Annotated in this window: 18 protein-coding genes; 9 read left to right on the top strand and 9 right to left on the bottom strand. The window is 58.8% G+C overall.

Annotated features, from left to right (window positions below):
• Positions 1–3: 3 nt before the first annotated feature.
• Entirely contained in the window at positions 4–984 is a 981-nt protein-coding gene (gene tauA / locus AC6I8P_RS01540; protein WP_040679688.1) for a taurine ABC transporter substrate-binding protein, read from the bottom strand.
• Between the two features lie 235 nt (positions 985–1,219).
• On the opposite strand from tauA, the gene AC6I8P_RS01535 reads away from it, so the two are divergent.
• Entirely contained in the window at positions 1,220–2,200 is a 981-nt protein-coding gene (locus AC6I8P_RS01535; protein ID WP_021507445.1) for a LacI family DNA-binding transcriptional regulator, read from the top strand.
• Position 2,201: 1 nt separating this feature from the next.
• Here AC6I8P_RS01535 and AC6I8P_RS01530 read toward each other — a convergent pair whose 3' ends face one another.
• Positions 2,202–2,804, bottom strand: a complete 603-nt coding sequence (locus tag AC6I8P_RS01530) for a LysE family translocator (protein ID WP_031279689.1) — start codon at positions 2,802–2,804, stop codon at positions 2,202–2,204.
• Between the two features lie 60 nt (positions 2,805–2,864).
• Between AC6I8P_RS01530 and AC6I8P_RS01525 the strand changes: the two genes are divergently transcribed.
• The 3 genes from AC6I8P_RS01525 (at position 2,865) to AC6I8P_RS01515 (ending at position 5,033) form a co-directional block, all read left to right on the top strand.
• Entirely contained in the window at positions 2,865–3,881 is a 1,017-nt protein-coding gene (locus AC6I8P_RS01525) for a hydrolase (RefSeq protein WP_498030925.1), read from the top strand.
• Positions 3,882–3,883: 2 nt separating this feature from the next.
• Entirely contained in the window at positions 3,884–4,102 is a 219-nt protein-coding gene (locus AC6I8P_RS01520; RefSeq protein WP_152390382.1) for a YheU family protein, read from the top strand.
• 61 nt (positions 4,103–4,163) lie between these two features.
• Positions 4,164–5,033, top strand: coding sequence for a phosphoribulokinase (locus AC6I8P_RS01515; RefSeq protein WP_021507441.1), 870 nt, complete (start codon positions 4,164–4,166; stop codon positions 5,031–5,033).
• A 70-nt stretch (positions 5,034–5,103) separates the two neighbouring features.
• Here AC6I8P_RS01515 and AC6I8P_RS01510 read toward each other — a convergent pair whose 3' ends face one another.
• Complete coding sequence (locus AC6I8P_RS01510) at positions 5,104–5,508, bottom strand: OsmC family protein (protein WP_021507440.1); 405 nt, start codon at positions 5,506–5,508, stop codon at positions 5,104–5,106.
• A gap of 304 nt (positions 5,509–5,812) precedes the next feature.
• On the opposite strand from AC6I8P_RS01510, the gene crp reads away from it, so the two are divergent.
• Positions 5,813–6,445 (top strand): cAMP-activated global transcriptional regulator CRP, encoded by a 633-nt coding sequence (crp, locus tag AC6I8P_RS01505; RefSeq protein ID WP_000242755.1) that lies wholly within the window; start codon positions 5,813–5,815, stop codon positions 6,443–6,445.
• Positions 6,446–6,503: 58 nt separating this feature from the next.
• On the top strand, positions 6,504–8,579 hold the full coding sequence (locus tag AC6I8P_RS01500; RefSeq protein ID WP_021507439.1) for a YccS/YhfK family putative transporter: 2,076 nt from the start codon (positions 6,504–6,506) through the stop codon (positions 8,577–8,579).
• Here the strand turns inward: AC6I8P_RS01500 and argD are convergent.
• From argD to ppiA, 5 genes are all read right to left on the bottom strand, one after another.
• The gene (argD, locus tag AC6I8P_RS01495) at positions 8,576–9,793 is read right to left on the bottom strand and encodes a bifunctional acetylornithine/succinyldiaminopimelate transaminase (RefSeq protein WP_059012478.1); all 1,218 of its coding nucleotides are present in this window, start codon (positions 9,791–9,793) and stop codon (positions 8,576–8,578) included. The genes AC6I8P_RS01500 and argD overlap by 4 nt on opposite strands.
• Before the next feature lie 87 nt (positions 9,794–9,880).
• Positions 9,881–10,456, bottom strand: a complete 576-nt coding sequence (locus tag AC6I8P_RS01490; RefSeq protein ID WP_021507437.1) for an aminodeoxychorismate synthase component II — start codon at positions 10,454–10,456, stop codon at positions 9,881–9,883.
• 41 nt (positions 10,457–10,497) lie between these two features.
• The gene (locus AC6I8P_RS01485; protein ID WP_021313655.1) at positions 10,498–11,091 is read right to left on the bottom strand and encodes a putative adenosine monophosphate-protein transferase Fic; all 594 of its coding nucleotides are present in this window, start codon (positions 11,089–11,091) and stop codon (positions 10,498–10,500) included.
• The gene (locus AC6I8P_RS01480) at positions 11,081–11,251 is read right to left on the bottom strand and encodes a YhfG family protein (RefSeq protein WP_021507436.1); all 171 of its coding nucleotides are present in this window, start codon (positions 11,249–11,251) and stop codon (positions 11,081–11,083) included. The genes AC6I8P_RS01485 and AC6I8P_RS01480 overlap by 11 nt, the downstream gene beginning before the upstream one ends.
• 100 nt (positions 11,252–11,351) lie before the next feature.
• Positions 11,352–11,924 (bottom strand): peptidylprolyl isomerase A, encoded by a 573-nt coding sequence (ppiA, locus tag AC6I8P_RS01475; protein WP_021507435.1) that lies wholly within the window; start codon positions 11,922–11,924, stop codon positions 11,352–11,354.
• 261 nt (positions 11,925–12,185) lie between these two features.
• Between ppiA and tsgA the strand changes: the two genes are divergently transcribed.
• Positions 12,186–13,364, top strand: a complete 1,179-nt coding sequence (gene tsgA, locus AC6I8P_RS01470) for an MFS transporter TsgA (protein ID WP_278709012.1) — start codon at positions 12,186–12,188, stop codon at positions 13,362–13,364.
• 48 nt (positions 13,365–13,412) lie between these two features.
• On the opposite strand, the gene AC6I8P_RS01465 is transcribed toward tsgA, so the two are convergent.
• Complete coding sequence (locus AC6I8P_RS01465; protein ID WP_141496736.1) at positions 13,413–14,696, bottom strand: cytosine deaminase; 1,284 nt, start codon at positions 14,694–14,696, stop codon at positions 13,413–13,415.
• 235 nt (positions 14,697–14,931) lie between these two features.
• On the opposite strand from AC6I8P_RS01465, the gene nirB reads away from it, so the two are divergent.
• Positions 14,932–17,472: a nitrite reductase large subunit NirB gene (gene nirB / locus AC6I8P_RS01460; protein ID WP_498030924.1), complete on the top strand. Its 2,541-nt coding sequence runs from the start codon at positions 14,932–14,934 to the stop codon at positions 17,470–17,472.
• Positions 17,469–17,795, top strand: a complete 327-nt coding sequence (nirD, locus tag AC6I8P_RS01455) for a nitrite reductase small subunit NirD (protein ID WP_021507431.1) — start codon at positions 17,469–17,471, stop codon at positions 17,793–17,795. Before nirB ends, nirD begins: the two co-directional genes overlap by 4 nt.
• Positions 17,796–17,813 lie beyond the last annotated feature (18 nt).

The following is a 17,813-nucleotide window of genomic DNA, read 5'->3' as shown; positions in this document are numbered from 1 at the left end:
CCGTTATTTGGCTAAGGGGGCAACAAAGCGCGTGGTGACAAAGCTGCTGTAGTCACTGGCGGCATCCGGCACTTTGCCCTGCTCTTTCAGAAACTGTGCGGTATCGACAATCGCCTTGTTGACTGGTTTGCCCAGCTGTTCCACCTGCTGCTGCGCCGTCAGGTAGGTGTTGCCTTTCACCAGTCCGGGAACGTCACTTTCCGGCACGCCGCTCAGGCGCGACAGCTTGCTGAGGTTATCCGGCTGCTGCAGCCACTGTTCCGGATTGGCGATATAGGCCTGCTGCGCGGCAATCGCGCTGCGGGCGAAAGCGGTGACCACTTCAGGATGCTGCCGGGCAAAATCCTTGCGCACCACCCAGACGTCGAGCGTCGGTGAGCCCCACTGCCCGACCTGCGACGAGTCGGTCAGCACCTTGCCGTCTTTCTCCAGTTCATTGACGGCGGGTGCCCAGACATAGGCGCCGTCGATATCACCGCGCTGCCAGGCAGCAATGATCGCCGGTGGCTGCAGATTAACCAGTTGCACCTGGGTCGGTTTGATGCCCCAGTGTTTCAGCGCAGCCAGCAGGCTGTAATGGGTGGTGGAGATGAAGGGAACAGCAATGCGTTTGCCGATCAAATCTTTGGGTGAGCTGATGCCTTTTTTCACCACCAGCGCTTCAGAATTGCCCAGCTGTGAAGCCAGCAGGAAAGCTTCAATCGGCAGCTGTTGCGTGGCGGCCACCGCCAGCGGGCTGGAACCGATGTTGCCAATTTGCACATCGCCCGAGGCTAACGCGCGCAGGACGCTGGCGCCGCTGTCGAATTTGCGCCAGTCAACCGTGGCACCGCTCTCTTTGGCAAAGGTATTGTCAGCCTGCGCCACTTTGGCCGGTTCCGCCGACGTCTGATAAGCCACGGTCACATTGACCGCCTGCGCCTGAAAGGTCATCAGCGCTAACGCGGCTGCTACCGCGCTTATTGTTTTGGTTACTGCCATCATCATGCACCCCAATGTTGAGTCGTGACGGCAGTGTCGCCAGCAGCAATGATTTCATAAAGGAATTAAAAATTATCCCTAATAAAAATCGGTTCTTAGATCAACATCGGTTAACGCTATGCAAAAAGTGCAAATACAAAACCGCTGGTTCGGAACAAATATGTCAGGCGCTCACATGCCGACTGTGGTATTGATCTCGTCTTGATTTTTTCCCCCTTTTACAGCGGTACTGGCCTCCATGTCGATTGAGAAAGTTGCGCGCCTCGCGGGCGTGTCGAAAGCCACGGTTTCACGGGTGTTGAACCAGCATCCTGGCGTCCGGCCAGATACGCGTAAACGGGTGCTGGCCGCAATTAATGTGTGCGAATACCAGCCCAACCTGCTGGCGCGCCAGCTGCGTACCGCGCAAAGCAACATGTTGCTGGTGCTGATTTCCGATATCACCAATCCGTTCTGTTCACGGGTGGTGCAGGGCATTGAGGCGGAGGCCGAAGCGCACGGCTATCACATCCTGTTATGTAATTCCGCGTCACAGCTGCGGCGGGAAACCGCCTATCTGGCGCTGCTGGCCGGCAAAGTGGTGGATGGGGTGATCACCATGGACGCCGCGGCCTGTCTGCAGGGACTGAAAGAGTTGATTGGTGATGCGCCGTGGGTGCAGTGTGCGGAGTACGATCCCTCGGTGAACGCCTCCAGCGTCACCATCGATAACCGTCAGGCGGCCTATGACACGGTGCATTATCTGGCCGGCAAAGGGCGTCAGCGCATTGCGCTGGTCAACTGCGATATGCGCTATCTCTATTCGCACCAGCGCGAAAGCGGCTATCGCGACGCCATCACGCAGCTGGGGCTTGACTGGCACGGCGTCGCTTACGCCAGCGACATCTCCTGCGAAGCGGGCAGCGCGGCGCTGCGCGAACTGCTAACGCAGCCAGAGCGGCCGGATGCGGTGTTTGCGGTATCAGACGTGCTGGCGGTTGGCGTGATTCACGCTGCTCTGGAAGCCGGACTGCGCGTGCCAGAGGATCTGGCGGTGGTCGGCTTTGACGGCATTCCGTTCACCAGCAGCATCAACCCGCCGCTGACCACCATTGCCCAGCCGATGAACCAGATGGGTGCCCGCAGCGTGCAGCTCCTGCTGGCACGCATCCGCCAGCGTCAGGCGGCCGTGGTGCATGAAGTGCTGCCGTGGACGCGCATTGAGCGCGCCTCCAGCTGACTCAGTGCCAGATCAACAGCACGCAGGCTGCGGTCAGCGCACCCATGGCGAGGTTGAAGATTTTCCACGCGCGCGGGCTGCGCAGCAGGCGGCCAATCAGCGAGCCGAAACCCATCCAGATCACGCCGGAAACCACGTTCACCAGCGCCATACCGATGCTGATCGCCACCACGGAATGCAGATAGGCGCTGCCGGCAAGGCTAAAGCTGGCGACCGCACCCAGCGCCATCAGCCACGCTTTCGGGTTGATCAGTTGCAGTAACCCGCCCTGCCAGAAAGGCATCTGCTTCACGCTGGCATCGTCGGTCTCCAGCGTTTCGTATTCGGCGGTGGCAATTTTCCACGCCAGCCACAGCAGGTAGAGGCTACCGGCCACTTTCAGTACCAGATGCAGTGAGGGATAGAGCAGAATCAGGCTGCCGATGCCAAACGCCACCATCAGCAACATCACCTGCATGCCAATCATGATACCAATCAGCAGTGGAAAGGTGCGCAGGAAGCCAAAATTAGCACCTGAGGCGGTAAGTAACATATTATTGGGCCCTGGCGTGATGGCCGCGACCCAGAGAAAGCCCAGCATTGATAAAAAAAGACTCAGTTCCATGTATATTCGGGTGCTCCTCACCCAGAAAAGCGAACAACCCATCGAAGCTATCAGCGAGTTATGCATCAGACAAGTACTATCCCAGGCTATTTTGATCGCCCGAGCGGCGAGCGCTTTACCCCGCTGCGCGGCTTCGGCAATGCGCATCTGCAAACGCTGCTGCCGCGTCTGCTGCGCCGGCGCGTCACGCTGCGCCCGCACTGGCAGCGCCTCGATCTGCCGGACGGCGACTTCGTCGATCTGGCGTGGAGCGAAAATCCGGCACAGGCACGTCACAAGCCGCGTATGGTGCTGTTCCACGGGCTGGAAGGCAGTTTCCGCAGCCCGTATGCCCATGGGCTGATGCAGGCGTGTCAGGCGCGCGGCTGGCTGGCGGTGATCATGCACTTCCGCGGCTGCAGCGGCGAGCCTAACCGTCTGCAGCGCATCTATCACTCCGGTGAAACTGAAGATGCCACCTATTTTCTGCACTGGCTGCAGCGCGAATGGGGCACGGTGCCGACTGCCGCGGTCGGCGTTTCGCTCGGCGGCAATATGCTGGCCTGTCTGCTGGGGCTGCAGGGCACGTCGGCCCCGCTGGATGCCGCGGTCGCCATTTCCGCGCCGCTGGCGCTGGAGCCGTGCAGCCAGAAGCTGGACGTGGGCTTTTCACGCTTTTATCAGCACTACCTGCTGACCCAGCTGAAGAAAAACGCCACGCGCAAACTGCGCGCCTGGCCGGGCACGCTGCCGGTCGATCTGACGCAGCTGCACGCCTTCCGCCGGCTGCGTGAGTTTGATGATGCGATTACCGCCCGCGCCCACGGTTTTATTGATGCGCGCGACTATTATCAGCGCGCCAGCGCCATGCCATTGCTGACCGGCGTGCGCAAGCCGCTGCTGATCATCCATGCTAAAGACGATCCCTTCATGACCGATGCGGTGATCCCGCAGCCGCAGCAGTTGTCTGCCACAATTGAGTATCAGCTGACGCAGCAAGGCGGTCACGTCGGCTTCGTGGGCGGCAGCCTGCTGCGACCCAAAATGTGGCTGGAGCAGCGCGTGCCGGACTGGCTCTCAACTTATCTGGATATGTAATTGTGATTATTCCCTGGCAAGAACTCGACCCGACAACGCTGGAAAACCTGATAGAAAGTTTTGTGCTGCGTGAAGGCACCGATTATGGCGAGCAGGAGCGCAGCCTGACGCAGAAAGTGGCCGACGTGCGCCGCCAGCTCAAGCAGGGCGAGGTGGTACTGGTGTGGTCAGAATTGCATGAATCGGTCAATATTATGCCGCGGCGTGAATTTCGCGGCTGATGCGTCAGGCGGCAATTCGTGGTAACAATGCTCATCGCCGGACTTCACAGGGAGCGCTGTTATGTCAGCCAGGCATCCAGTCATAGCCGTTACCGGTTCCAGCGGCGCCGGAACCACCACCACCAGTCTCGCCTTCCGTAAAATTTTCCAGCAGCTGGATCTGCACGCGGCGGAAGTAGAAGGCGACAGTTTCCATCGCTATACCCGTCCGGAAATGGACATGGCGATTCGTAAGGCGCGCGACCTCGGGCGTCACATCAGCTACTTTGGCCCGGAAGCCAACGACTTCGGCCTGCTGGAGCAGACTTTCCGCGACTATGGTCAGAGCGGACTCGGCCAGTCGCGCAAATATCTGCACACCTACGATGAAGCGGTGCCGTGGAATCAGGTGCCGGGCACGTTTACACCCTGGCAGCCGCTGCCGGAAAACACCGATGTGCTGTTCTATGAAGGCCTGCACGGCGGCGTGGTGACGCAGCAGCATAACGTGGCTGAACACGTCGATCTGCTGGTTGGCGTGGTACCGATTGTTAATCTGGAGTGGATTCAGAAACTGGTACGCGACACCAGCGAGCGCGGCCATTCGCGCGAAGCGGTGATGGATTCGGTGGTGCGTTCGATGGAAGACTACATCAACTACATCACGCCGCAGTTTTCCCGCACGCACCTCAACTTCCAGCGCGTGCCGACCGTGGATACCTCGAACCCGTTTGCCGCGCGTGAAATCCCGTCGCTGGATGAGAGCTTTGTGGTGATCCATTTTCGCGGCCTGGAGGGCATCGCTTTTCCTTATTTACTGGCGATGATCCAGGGCTCGTTTATTTCCCACATGAATACGCTGGTGGTGCCGGGCGGCAAGATGGGACTGGCGATGGAGTTGATCATGACGCCGCTGGTGCAGCGGTTGATTGAAGGAAAACGTATTGAATAGCGCAGGCTAATACGCCAGTTTCGCCGTGAGGAACTGAGATCGGGAGCGCAGGGCCGCGCTCCCGGCTGGATTACAGCTCCACCACTTCGTAGCTGTGCGTTATCTCGACGCCCTTGCCCAGCATGATCGCGACCGAGCAGTACTTCTCCGCGGACAGATCCACCGCGCGCGCTACCGCTTTATCGCTCAGCGCTTTGCCGCTGACAATAAAATGCAGATTGATATGCGTAAAAATGCGTGGCGCTTCTTCGCGGCGTTCCGAGGTCAGTTTGACTTCACAATCGGCGACATCGTTGCGCCCCTTTTGCAGAATCGACACCACGTCAATCGCGCTGCAGCCGCCCGCAGCCATCAACACCATCTCCATCGGGCTGGGCGCTTTATCACCGGAATTGCCGTCCATTAATACCTGATGACCGGATGAGGATTCTCCGAGAAAGGTCAGCCCTTCCACCCATTTCACTCGTGCCTGCATTATTCTTTCTCCTGAAGCGGCGGTTTTGCCGCCAGAGTACGCTTTCACCTGACAAACAGCAATGCAGACGCATCACCCACCTGCTGAAGCGAGACAACAGGAGACAGGTTGCAAAAGCTATGCTACAAACAGTGCTGAAAATATTTTCGTCACGAAAGACGAAAGCGGGACGAATCAAAAGCATCGCTTACGAATCCACCCCCGAATAACTGTCCCTCACGGGAAACGCTGGACGATTTCACCGCCTGACAGGGAAAACTGCCCCCTGTATTTTGGGCACGATTACAACAGAGGATAATAGCGAATGGTTCTCGGCAAACCGCAAACAGACCCTACACTCGAATGGTTCCTGTCCCATTGCCATATTCACAAATATCCATCCAAAAGCACCCTCATCCATCAGGGTGAGAAAGCGGAAACGCTGTACTACATCGTGAAAGGTTCCGTCGCGGTACTGATTAAAGATGAAGAAGGCAAAGAGATGATACTCTCCTACCTCAATCAGGGGGATTTCATCGGTGAGCTCGGCCTGTTTGAAGAGGGCCAGGAGCGTAGCGCCTGGGTACGTGCGAAAACCGCCTGCGAAGTGGCTGAAATTTCCTACAAAAAATTCCGTCAGCTGATTCAGGTCAATCCGGATATTTTAATGCGCCTGTCGGCGCAGATGGCGCGTCGCCTGCAGGTAACATCTGAAAAAGTCGGCAACCTTGCCTTCCTCGATGTGACCGGCCGTATCGCGCAAACGCTGCTCAACCTGGCGAAACAGCCTGATGCCATGACCCACCCGGACGGTATGCAGATCAAAATCACCCGTCAGGAGATTGGTCAGATCGTGGGCTGCTCACGCGAAACCGTGGGTCGTATCCTGAAAATGCTGGAAGATCAGAACCTGATCTCTGCACACGGCAAAACCATCGTCGTTTACGGCACCCGCTGATTTCTTCTCACCTACGGCGTGATGGCAACATCGCGCCGTTTCTGTTTACGATGAGCTGATGTGGCGTCGAATCATCTATCATCCGGAAGTTAACTATGCGCTGCGGCAAACGCTGGTGCTGTGCCTGCCTGTGGCGCTCGGCTGGCTGTTTGGCGATCTGCAAAAAGGGCTGCTGTTCTCCCTGGTGCCGGCCTGCTGCAACATCGCCGGTCTGGATACGCCACACAAGCGGTTCTTCAAACGGCTGATTGTCGGCGGCGCACTGTTCGCCAGCGGCAGTTTTCTGATTCAGTACCTCACGGCTTACGCTGTGCCGCTGCCGCTGATTCTGCTGGTGTTGCCGCTGTTGGTGGGCGTGACCGGTGAAATCAGCCCGCTGCATGGTCGTTTGCTGCCCGGCACGCTGATCGCCGCCATCTTTACCTTAAGCCTCGTCGGCCGTATGCCGATGTGGGTCCCGCCGCTGCTGTATATCGGCGGGACGCTGTGGTACGGGCTGTTTAACTGGTTCTGGTTCTGGCTGTGGAAAGAGCAGCCGATGCGCGAGACCCTCAGCCTGCTGTACCGCGAGCTGGCCGATTACTGCGACGCCAAATACACCCTGCTGACGCAGCTGACCGATCCGGAAAAAGCGCTGCCGCCGCTACTGGCGCGCCAGCAGAAAGCGGTCGATCTGATCACCACCTGCTACCAGCAGATGCATATGCTGTCCGCCAGCCGTGATAACAGCCATAAACGCCTGACGCGCGCTTTCCAGGTCGCGCTCGATCTGCAGGAACATATCTCGGTCAGCCTGCACCAGCCGGAAGAGGTGCAAAAGCTGGTGGAGCAGAGCCACGCCGAGGCGGTGATCCGCTGGAACGCGAAAATCATTTCGGCACGGCTGCGCGTGCTGGCCGATGCCATTCTCTATCACCAGCTGCCGGAACGCTTCCACATGGAGAAGCCGCTCGGCGCGCTGGAGAAAATTGCCCGGCAGCACCCGGATAATCCGGTCGGTAATTTCTGCCTCTACCATTTCAGCCGCATCGCCCGCGTGCTGCGCACGCAGAAGCCACTGTACACCCGCGACCTGATGGCCGATCGCCAGCGCCGCCTGCCGCTGCTGCCGGCGCTGCGCAGCTACCTGTCGCTGAAATCTGCCGCGCTGCGGACGGCGGCGCGCTTCGCGGTGATGCTAATGTTCGGCAGCGCGCTGGCGCTGTTCTTCAATATTCCCAAGCCTTACTGGATTCTGATGACCATCATGTTTGTCAGCCAGAACGGCTACAGCGCCACGCGCGTGCGCATTCAGCACCGGGCGCTCGGCACCTTCGCCGGCTTGCTGATCGCCGCGGCGTCGCTGCGCTTTGCTGTTCCGGAGTCGATTGCCCTGCTGACCATGCTGGTCATCACGCTCGCCAGCTATCTGATCACGCGTAAATATTATGGCTGGTCGATGATTGGCTTTACGGTGACGGCGGTGTATTCGCTGCAGCTGCTGTCACTGAATGGCGCGCAGTTCCTGCTGCCACGCATGATGGATACGCTGATGGGCTGCCTGATTGCCTTCGCCGGTATGATCTGGCTATGGCCGCAGTGGCAGAGCGGGCTGCTGCGCAATAATGCGCACGATGCGCTGGAGGCTTATCAGGAGGCGCTGCGCCTGCTGCTCGGTCCGGAGCAGGCGCCGGAGAAGCTGGCGTATCAGCGCGTCAAGGTTAACCAGGCGCACAACGCGCTGTTTAACTCGCTCAACCAGGCGTCCACCGAACCGGGCTTTAACTTTCAGTATCTGAAAGATATGCGCCTGTGGGTGACTCACAGCCAGTTTATCGTCGAGCACATCAACGCCATGACCATTCTGGCGCGCGAGCACACCATGCTGACGCCAAAGCTGGCGGAGCGCTATTTGCAGTCCTGTGAAATCGCGCTGCAGCGCTGTCAGCAGCGGCTGGCTTACGACGGGCCGGGCAACGACAGCAATATTCTGGAAGCGCCGGAGAATCTGAATGAGGGGCCGGTGACGATTGTCGAACAGCATGTGAAGCGCATTCTGCAGCACCTCAATGTGATGCACACCATTTCTTCACTGGCGTGGAGCCAGCGCCCGCATCACGGCCGCTGGCTCAGCGTGCTGAAGCCGAAAGGTTAGTTCAGGACTTTCGCGATCGCCCGGGCAAAGCGCGCCATGCCTTCGGCGATATCGGTCGGCTCAATCACCAGCGACGGCACAAAGCGAATCACATCGCTGCCGGCGGTCAGTACCATCAGGCCTTCAGCGGCGGAAGCGTTGAGGATATCGCGCGCTTTGCTGGCGTGCTGCGCGTTGAGTACGGCACCCAGCAGCAGCCCTTTGCCCCGAATTTCACTGAAGATGTCGAACTGCTCATTGATTTTCTGCAGCGCCGAGACAAACTGCTCACGGCGCGCGTCGACACCATTCAGTACCTCGGGCGTATTGATGATATCCAGCGCGGTTTCGGCAATCGCACAGGCCAGCGGGTTGCCGCCGTAGGTGGTGCCGTGCACGCCCGGCGCCATCACCGAGGCGATTTCATGGGTGGTCAGCATCGCGCTCACCGGGAAACCGCCGCCCAGCGCTTTAGCGGTGGTGATGATATCTGGCTTGATACCATAGTGTTCGTAAGCAAACAGCTTACCGCTGCGGCCCATGCCGCTCTGCACTTCATCCAGCACCAGCAGCGCGTTGTGCTGATCGCACAGCGCACGCAATCCCTGCATGAATTCCGGCGTTGCCGGCATCACGCCGCCTTCCCCCTGAATCGGCTCCACCACAATCGCGCAGGTGTGGTCGTCAATTACCGCCTTCACCGCGGCCAGATCGTTAAACGGCACATGGACGATATCCGCCGGCTTCGGGCCAAAGCCATCGGAGTATTTCGGCTGACCGCCCACCGAGACGGTGAACAGCGTGCGGCCGTGGAAGGCGTTGTGGAAAGCGATAATTTTGCTTTTGAACGGGCTGTGCTTTTTGCAGGCGTAGTAGCGCGCCAGTTTGAACGCCGCTTCGTTCGCTTCGGCACCGGAGTTACCGAAGAATACCCGCTCGGCGAAGGTCGCCGCGATCAGTTTACTGGCGAGGCGCAGTGCCGGCTCATTGGTGAACACGTTACTGGTGTGCCACAGGGTTTCGCCCTGGCTTTTCAGCGTTTCCACCAGCGCCGGATGACAATGGCCAAGCGCGGTGACCGCGATACCACCGGAGAAGTCGATATACTCTTTGCCCTGCTGATCCCACACGCGGCTGCCTTTGCCTTTGACCGGCACAAACTGCGCAGGTGCATAAACAGGCAAAATAACGTTATCGAACGTTTCCCGGCTTACCGCTAGATTTTCCGCTGCCATTGATGACCTCATCGGGTTATTTGTTGAGCTGATGTGAAATTATAATCACAAAATATGCATAAAAAATCATGCAATGGCAAACGGAAGTTACGTATTGAGGAAATTCGCCAGCAGCTGATGTCCCTGCTCACTGAGAATGCTCTCCGGATGGAACTGCACGCCCTCCAGTGGCAGCGTACGATGGCGGAAGCCCATGATCTCATCGGCAACGCCATCGCGCAGGCTCCAGGCGGTGACTTCAAACTCCGGCGGCAGCGTGTCGCGCGCCACAATCAGCGAGTGATAGCGCGTGACGGTCAGCGGATTATTCAGGTTGCGGAATACGCCCTGGCCGGTGTGCTGCACCGCAGAGGTTTTGCCGTGCATCACCTGGCGCGCGCGCACCACCTGCGCACCGTAGGCCTGCGCAATCGCCTGATGGCCAAGACAGACACCAAGAATCGGCAGCCGTCCGGCAAAGTGGCGGATCGCTGCCAGCGAGATGCCGGACTGATCCGGCGTGCAGGGGCCCGGCGAGATCACCAGATGGCTCAGCGGCAGCGCCGTCATCTCTTCCAGCGTCATTGCATCGTTGCGCACCACACGCACCTGCGCGCCCAGTTCACAGAAGTACTGGTAGAGATTCCAGGTAAAGGAGTCGTAGTTATCAATTAGCAGCAGCATAATGCCCTCAGGCCAGTAAAACCGCCGCTATTCTACGCATTTTAACGCGCCGGACTCACCACTTTCGCAAACTGCGCATTGAGCGGCGCGAGATCGCCGCCAACGCCGGCGACGATGGCCTGGTGCCAGCTTTCAGGCTCCAGCGTATCCCAGTTCAGCAGATAGCCCGCGTGCAGCGCCAGCTGTTCGAAAAAGATGCGCTGTGCCCGCCCGTTTCCGGCACGGAACGGATGCAGGACGTAGATTTCACAGTAGTAATGCGCGATGCGTGCCACGAAGGTCTGCGGGTCGAGGTCGCACAGGCCCTCTTCCTCCTCCAGTGCGCTCATCAGCGCATTGCCCTCATTCTCGATGTACTCGCAGTGGCAATAGGGCGTGTCGTCGCGCCAGATGTCGATGGTACGCAGTTCGCCGGCCCAGCTGTAGATATCCTGAAACAGCGTGCGGTGAATATGACGCAGGTGCGGCAGACCGGGCGTGGCCGGTCCGAGCGCCAGCGTGGCCAGCCGCGCCGCGCTGAATGCCAGCTCGGCTTTACGCAGTTGCGCCACGTCGTGAATTTCCAGCAGGTTTTTCAGCACGTCATCGTTGTGCCACAAATAGGGATCGCGCACCGCCAGGCTGTTATCCGCCATATTGCCTCCTCAGCGATGCCAGACGATCGTCCGCCTGGGCGCTCTCGACGGCAGGTTCATTCAGCGTGTAACCGGCCAGTTTGCAGCTGGCCTGATAATTGGCCGCACGGGTTTGCTGCCACAACGTGATTTTCTGTTTTTCGGTGAGTTTGCTGCTCATAGCGCCTCCGGCAAGCAGGATGTGCCCTAAGTATAAGAGCAAATTTCAGCTTTGCCGGAGCGCGGCAGACGGCGCCACCCAGAGGTGGCGCGCAGAGGGATTACGGCAGGACTTTCGCGGAAGTGATAACAATCGGTTTTGACGGCACATTCTGGTATGGCCCGACATCTTTGGTCGGCACCTGGGCGATCTTGTCGATCACATCCATGCCTTTCACTACTTTACCAAACACCGCATAGCCGAAGTCGCGCTGGCCATGGTCAAGAAAAGCGTTGTCCGCCACGTTCAGGAAGAACTGGCTGGTCGCACTGTCTTTCTCAGCGGTACGCGCCATGGAAATGGTGCCACGCAGGTTGCGCAGGCCGTTATCCGCTTCGTTTTTGATCGGCGCGTTGGTCTGCTTCTGCTGCATATCCGCCGTGAAGCCGCCGCCCTGAATCATGAAACCCGGGATCACACGATGGAAAATGGTGTTGTTGTAGAAGCCGTTATTCACGTAATCCACAAAGTTTTTTACTGAAACCGGGGCTTTCTGATTATCCAGTTCAAGTTCGATATTGCCCGCAGAGGTGGTGAGCAGCACGTGCGTATCCCCTTTCGCCGCCAGAGCCGAAGCAGATACAGAAGAGAGCGCTAACAGGGCAACCGCCGCTGTCAAAGTACGTTTAAGCATGAAAGATTCCTTACCTTGGAGAGCAAGCTCAAAAACGAGATTGATTGTAAAGAGCATGTAATACAAGAGCCAGCGTTTTACCTATATTTACGCTGATGTTGCTATCGTCATACTTTTCCCGTCGCGCAATCATTTGCGTGACGAAAATCACACTATTAATGAAATATTTCTCGCACGTTTCACTGCTTGTTTATTACGATCACAGATCCATTTACAATTCATGACACTTTTTGCCACGTCGGCGCATCACAGGTTCAGAACATGACAAACCGTAATCGCATTGGCCTTACCTGGATCAGCTTTTTCTCCTATGCGCTCACCGGCGCACTGGTGATCGTTACCGGTATGGTGCTGGATAATATTGCCCAGTATTTCCAGCTGCCCATCTCCGAGATGAGCAACACCTTCACTTTCCTTAACGCCGGTATTCTGGCGGCGGTGTTCCTGAACGCCTGGCTGATGGTTATTGTGCCACTCAAGCGCCAGCTGATCTTTGGCTTTGTGCTGATGATCCTCGCCGTGGCCGGGCTGATGACCAGCCATAACCTCACGGTGTTCTCGCTGTGCATGTTCGTGCTCGGCGTGGTCAGCGGTATCACCATGTCGATCGGCACCTTCCTGATTACCCATCTGTACGATGGTCGCCAGCGCGGTTCCCGTCTGCTGTTTACCGACTCGTTCTTCAGCATGGCCGGCACCATCTTCCCGATTATCGCGGGCATTCTGCTGGCGCGCGCGCTGCCGTGGTACTGGGTTTACGCCTGCATTGGCGTGATCTACGTGGCGATCTTCATCCTGACGCTGATGGTCGAGTTCCCGGTGCTGAAGAGCGAAGCCGCGGTGCAGGGCGGCGAAAAAGAGAAGTGGGGCATCGGCGTGCTGTTCCTGTCGATTGCGGCACTGTGCTACATCCTCGGCCAGCTCGGCTTCATCTCCTGGGTACCGGAATACGCCACCAAAACAATGGGCATGGATATCGCGGCAGCCGGTCAGCTGGTCGGTAACTTCTGGACCGCCTATATGGTCGGCATGTGGGCGTTCAGCTTCCTGCTGCGCTTCTTCGACCTGCAACGCATTCTGGTGGTGCTGGCGCTGCTGGCCACCGGCCTGATGTTCTGGTTCGTGAAAACCACCGATGCCAGCATGCTGCACTGGATCATTATGTCGCTTGGCTTCTTCTCCAGCGCCATTTACACCACCATCATCACGCTGGGCTCGCTGCAGACCAAAGCGTCATCGCCGAAGCTGGTGAACTTCATCCTCACCTGCGGCACCGTCGGCACCATGCTGACCTTCGTGGTCACCGGCCCGATCGTGGCGAAAGGCGGTGCCCACGCGGCGCTGTCCACCGCGAACGCGCTGTACGCGGTGGTGTTTGTGATGTGTGTGCTGCTCGGCTTTGTCACCAAACATCGCCAGCACGCTCACCAGACTGCCTGATCCCCGAGCGGCGCGAAGCCTCGCGCCGCTATTCCTCTTCCCGCTCCCTTAACGCCGGAACGTCACCGCTTCGCTAGCACCGAGATAAATTTCACTGCTTGCCGGCTGTGTGGCCGCCACCAGCACGCCCTTACGCAGCGAATAGCGCACCGGCACCTGACGGCGCAGCGCATCGAACCCGTTATCAGCAGGCAAAATAATCAGGCTGGCCGCGTTGCCCACCTGCACGCCATAATCCGCCAGCTGCATGGTTTTGGCACTGTTGTGCGTGATGAGTTGCAGACCGCTGTCGATCTGCTCATAGCCCATCAGCTGACAGACGTGCAGCCCCATGTGCAGCACCTGCAGCATGCTGGCGGTGCCGAGCGGATACCAGGGATCGAACACATCATCATGGCCGAAGCAGACGTTGATACCCGCCTCCAGCAGCTCTTTCACCCGCGTCACGCCGCGCCGTTTCGGGTAGCTGTCAAAGCGTCCCTGCAGATGAATATTCACCAGCGGATTGGCGACAAAGTTAATCTGTGACAGCTTCAGCAGGCGGAACAGCCGCGAAGTATAGGCGTTATTGTACGAATGCATCGCCGTAGTGTGGCTGGCGGTGACGCGCGCGCCCATGCCCTCGCGGTGCGCCAGCGCCGCCACGGTTTCGACAAAGCGTGACTGCTCATCATCAATCTCGTCACAGTGCACGTCCACCAGCCGGTCATAGCGCTGCGCCAGCGCAAATGCCTTGTGCAGCGATTCGACGCCATATTCGCGGGTAAATTCATAATGCGGGATCGCGCCCACCACATCGGCACCAAGGCGTAGCGCCTCTTCCAGCAGCGCTTCGCCGTTGGGATAAGAGAGAATGCCCTCCTGCGGAAAGGCCACGATTTGGATATCGATCCACGGCGCCATCTCCGCTTTCACCTCCAGCATCGCGGTTAATGCGGTCAGCGTGGGATCGGACACATCCACGTGGGTGCGCACGTGCTGAATGCCGTTGGCAATTTGCCACTTCAGCGTCTGCCGCGCGCGCTGCTTCACATCCTCATGGCTGAGCAGCGCCTTGCGTTCAGCCCAGCGCTCAATGCCTTCAAACAGCGTGCCGGACTGATTCCACGCCGGTTCGCCAGCGGTTTGCGTAGTGTCGAGATGAATATGCGGCTCGATAAACGGCGCGCTCGCCAGCCCACCGGCGGCATCCAGCGCATCCGGCTGGGCGGCAGTCTGCGGCGGCTGCGGAATAATGGCGCTGATGTTGCCGTGGCGAATTTCGATCTGCCATAAACCCGGTTGGCCTGCCAGGCGCAGGTTGTTTATCCACTTAAACGCTTGCTGGGTCATATCCTTCTCCGCTGAAAACGCAACATCTTAAGCTAGCACGAAAAACGGCCGCGCCGCTGGCAACTTTTCTGCCGCCATTGGGTAATTTTCAACCAAATAAAAGACTTAGATAAAAACGCGTAAAATCAGCATCATACCTCTAAATGGGTATATAAAGCCGCAGTTGATGTACGTCAATAAGCGCCAGAAACAGCGCGCTAAGGTAGGCGCAGATCCCGCAAATTTTGAGGCAAGCATGAGCAAGCACAGTGTCGTTATTATTGGCAACGGCATGGTTGGCCACCGCTTTATCGAAGAACTGATCGACAAAGCCGCCCCTGAGCAGTTCGCGATAACCGTTTTCTGTGAAGAGCCCCGCGTCGCCTATGACCGCGTCCATCTCTCCGCCTATTTTTCCCACCACACCGCCGAAGAACTCTCACTGGTGCGCGAAGGCTACTACGAAAAGCATCAGGTCAATCTGCTGCTCGGCGAGCGCGCCATTACCCTCAACCGTGAGGAAAAGCTGATTCACTCCAATACCGGTCGTGCGGTGCATTACGACACGCTGATTCTGGCCACCGGTTCTTATCCGTGGATCCCGCCGATCGCCGGCGCGGAGGGCAGTGACTGCTTTGTCTATCGCACCATCGAAGATCTCAACGCCATTGAAGCCTGCGCGCGCCGCAGCAAACGCGGTGCGGTGATTGGCGGCGGTCTGCTCGGACTGGAAGCGGCGGGCGCGCTGAAAAATCTCGGCATTGAAACGCACGTGATTGAGTTTGCGCCGGTGCTGATGGCGGAACAGCTGGATACACAGGGCGGCGAACAGCTGCGGCGTAAGATCGAACAGATGGGCGTGCAGGTCCATACCGGCAAAAATACCCGGCAGATTGTGCATCACGCTAAGGGCGGTAAAACGCTGGCGTTCGCCGATGGCAGCGCGCTCGACGTCGACTTCATCGTGTTCTCCACCGGCATTCGTCCGCAGGATAAGCTGGCGCAACAGTGCGGCCTGGCGCTCGGCCAGCGCGGTGGCGTTGCCATCAACGATCGCTGCCAGACCAGCGATGCGGCGATCTACGCGATTGGGGAATGTGCCGCCTGGCAGGATCGGATTTACGGTCTGGTGGCGCCGGGCTACAAAATGGCGCAGGTCGCCAGCGATGCGCTGGTTGGGCGTGACAGCGTCTTTGCCGGTGCCGATATGAGCGCCAAACTCAAGCTGCTGGGCGTGGATGTCGGCGGCATTGGCGATGCGCACGGCCGCACGCCGGGCGCGCGCAGCTACATCTGGCTCGATGAACAGCAGCACGTGTATAAGCGCCTGATCGTCAGCGAAGACAACAAAACTCTGCTCGGCGCGGTGCTGGTGGGCGATACCAGCAACTACGGCAATCTGCTGCAGCTGGCGCTCAATCACATCGCCTTACCGGAAAACCCGGCGCTGCTGATTCTGCCGGCGGGCAGCGGCGAAAAACCGGCGCTGGGCGTCGATTCGCTGCCGGACAGCGCGCAAATCTGCTCCTGCTTTGACGTCAGCAAAGGCGATATCGTTAACGCGGTGCAGGCGGGTTGCCACACCGTGGCGGCGCTGAAAGCCGAAACCCGCGCCGGTAACGGCTGCGGCGGCTGCATCCCGTTGATTACGCAGGTGCTGAACGCTGAGCTGAGCCGTCAGGGCATCGAAGTCAATCATCACCTGTGCGAGCATTTCGCCTATTCGCGCCAGGAGCTGTATCACCTGATCCGCGTGGAGGAGATCAAGTCGTTTGACGCGCTGCTGGCGAAGTATGGCCAGGGTTACGGCTGTGAAGTGTGTAAACCGACCGTCGGATCGCTGCTGGCCTCCTGCTGGAACGAATACATCCTCAAGCCGCAGCACACGCCGCTACAGGACAGCAACGATCTCTATCTCGGCAACATCCAGAAAGATGGCACCTACTCGGTGATTCCGCGCACCGCCGGCGGTGAAATCACGCCGCAGGGGCTGATGACGCTGGGCGAAGTGGCGCGGCAGTACAACCTTTACACCAAAATCACCGGCTCACAGCGCATCGGCCTGTTTGGGGCGCAGCGCGACGACCTGCCGGCCATCTGGTCACAGCTGATTGCCGCCGGCTTTGAAACCGGACAGGCTTATGCCAAAGCGCTGCGCATGGCGAAAACCTGCGTCGGCAGCAGCTGGTGCCGCTATGGCGTTGGCGACAGCCTCGGCTTCGGCATTGAGCTGGAAAACCGCTACAAAGGCATCCGCACGCCGCACAAGATGAAGTTTGGCGTCTCTGGCTGCACCCGTGAATGCGCCGAAGCGCAGGGCAAAGATGTCGGCGTCATCGCCACCGAAAAAGGCTGGAACCTGTACGTGTGCGGCAACGGCGGCATGAAACCGCGCCACGCCGATCTGCTGGCGGCTGACCTCGACCGCGACACGCTGCTGCAGTATCTCGACCGCTTCATGATGTTTTACATCCGCACCGGCGACCGCCTGCAGCGCACTTCGCTGTGGCTGGAGAGCTTGGACGGCGGCATCGACTATCTGCGCAGCGTGATTATCGACGACCGGCTCGGCCTTAACGCTCAGCTGGAGCAGGAGCTGACGCGTCTGCGCGCTGATGTTCGCTGTGAATGGACCGCCACGGTTAACGACCCGCAGCAACAGGCGCACTTCGCCACGTTTATTAACAGCCCGCAGCGCGACCCGCTGGTGCAGCACGTCAGTGAACGCGAGCAGCATCGCCCGGCGCGTCCGGCGGAGCGCATCGCTATTACCCTGATCGAGGAGGCTGACGCATGAGCCAGTGGTACACCGTGTGTGAACTCACACAAATCCTGCCCGCTACCGGCGTGTGCGCGCTGGTTAACGGCCAGCAGATCGCCATCTTTCGCCCGCGCGACGATGCGCAGCTGTACGCTCTGAGCAACATCGACCCGTTTGCTGAAGCCAGCGTGTTATCGCGCGGCCTGATCGCCGAACACCAGCACACGCTGTGGGTCGCCAGCCCGCTGAAAAAACAGCGTTTTCGCCTGAGCGATGGCGTTTGTCTGGAAGATGAAAGCCGCTCGGTGGCGAGCTATGCGGTGCGCGTCAGCAACGGCCAGGTCGAAGTCTGCGCCTGACAGAATTCCTTCACTTTA

The sequence above is a fragment of the gamma proteobacterium symbiont of Lampromicra miyakona genome (genome assembly GCF_059730895.1).
The sequence above is the reverse complement of the archived record's forward strand: the minus strand, read 5'-3'. Positions and strand labels throughout refer to the sequence as shown.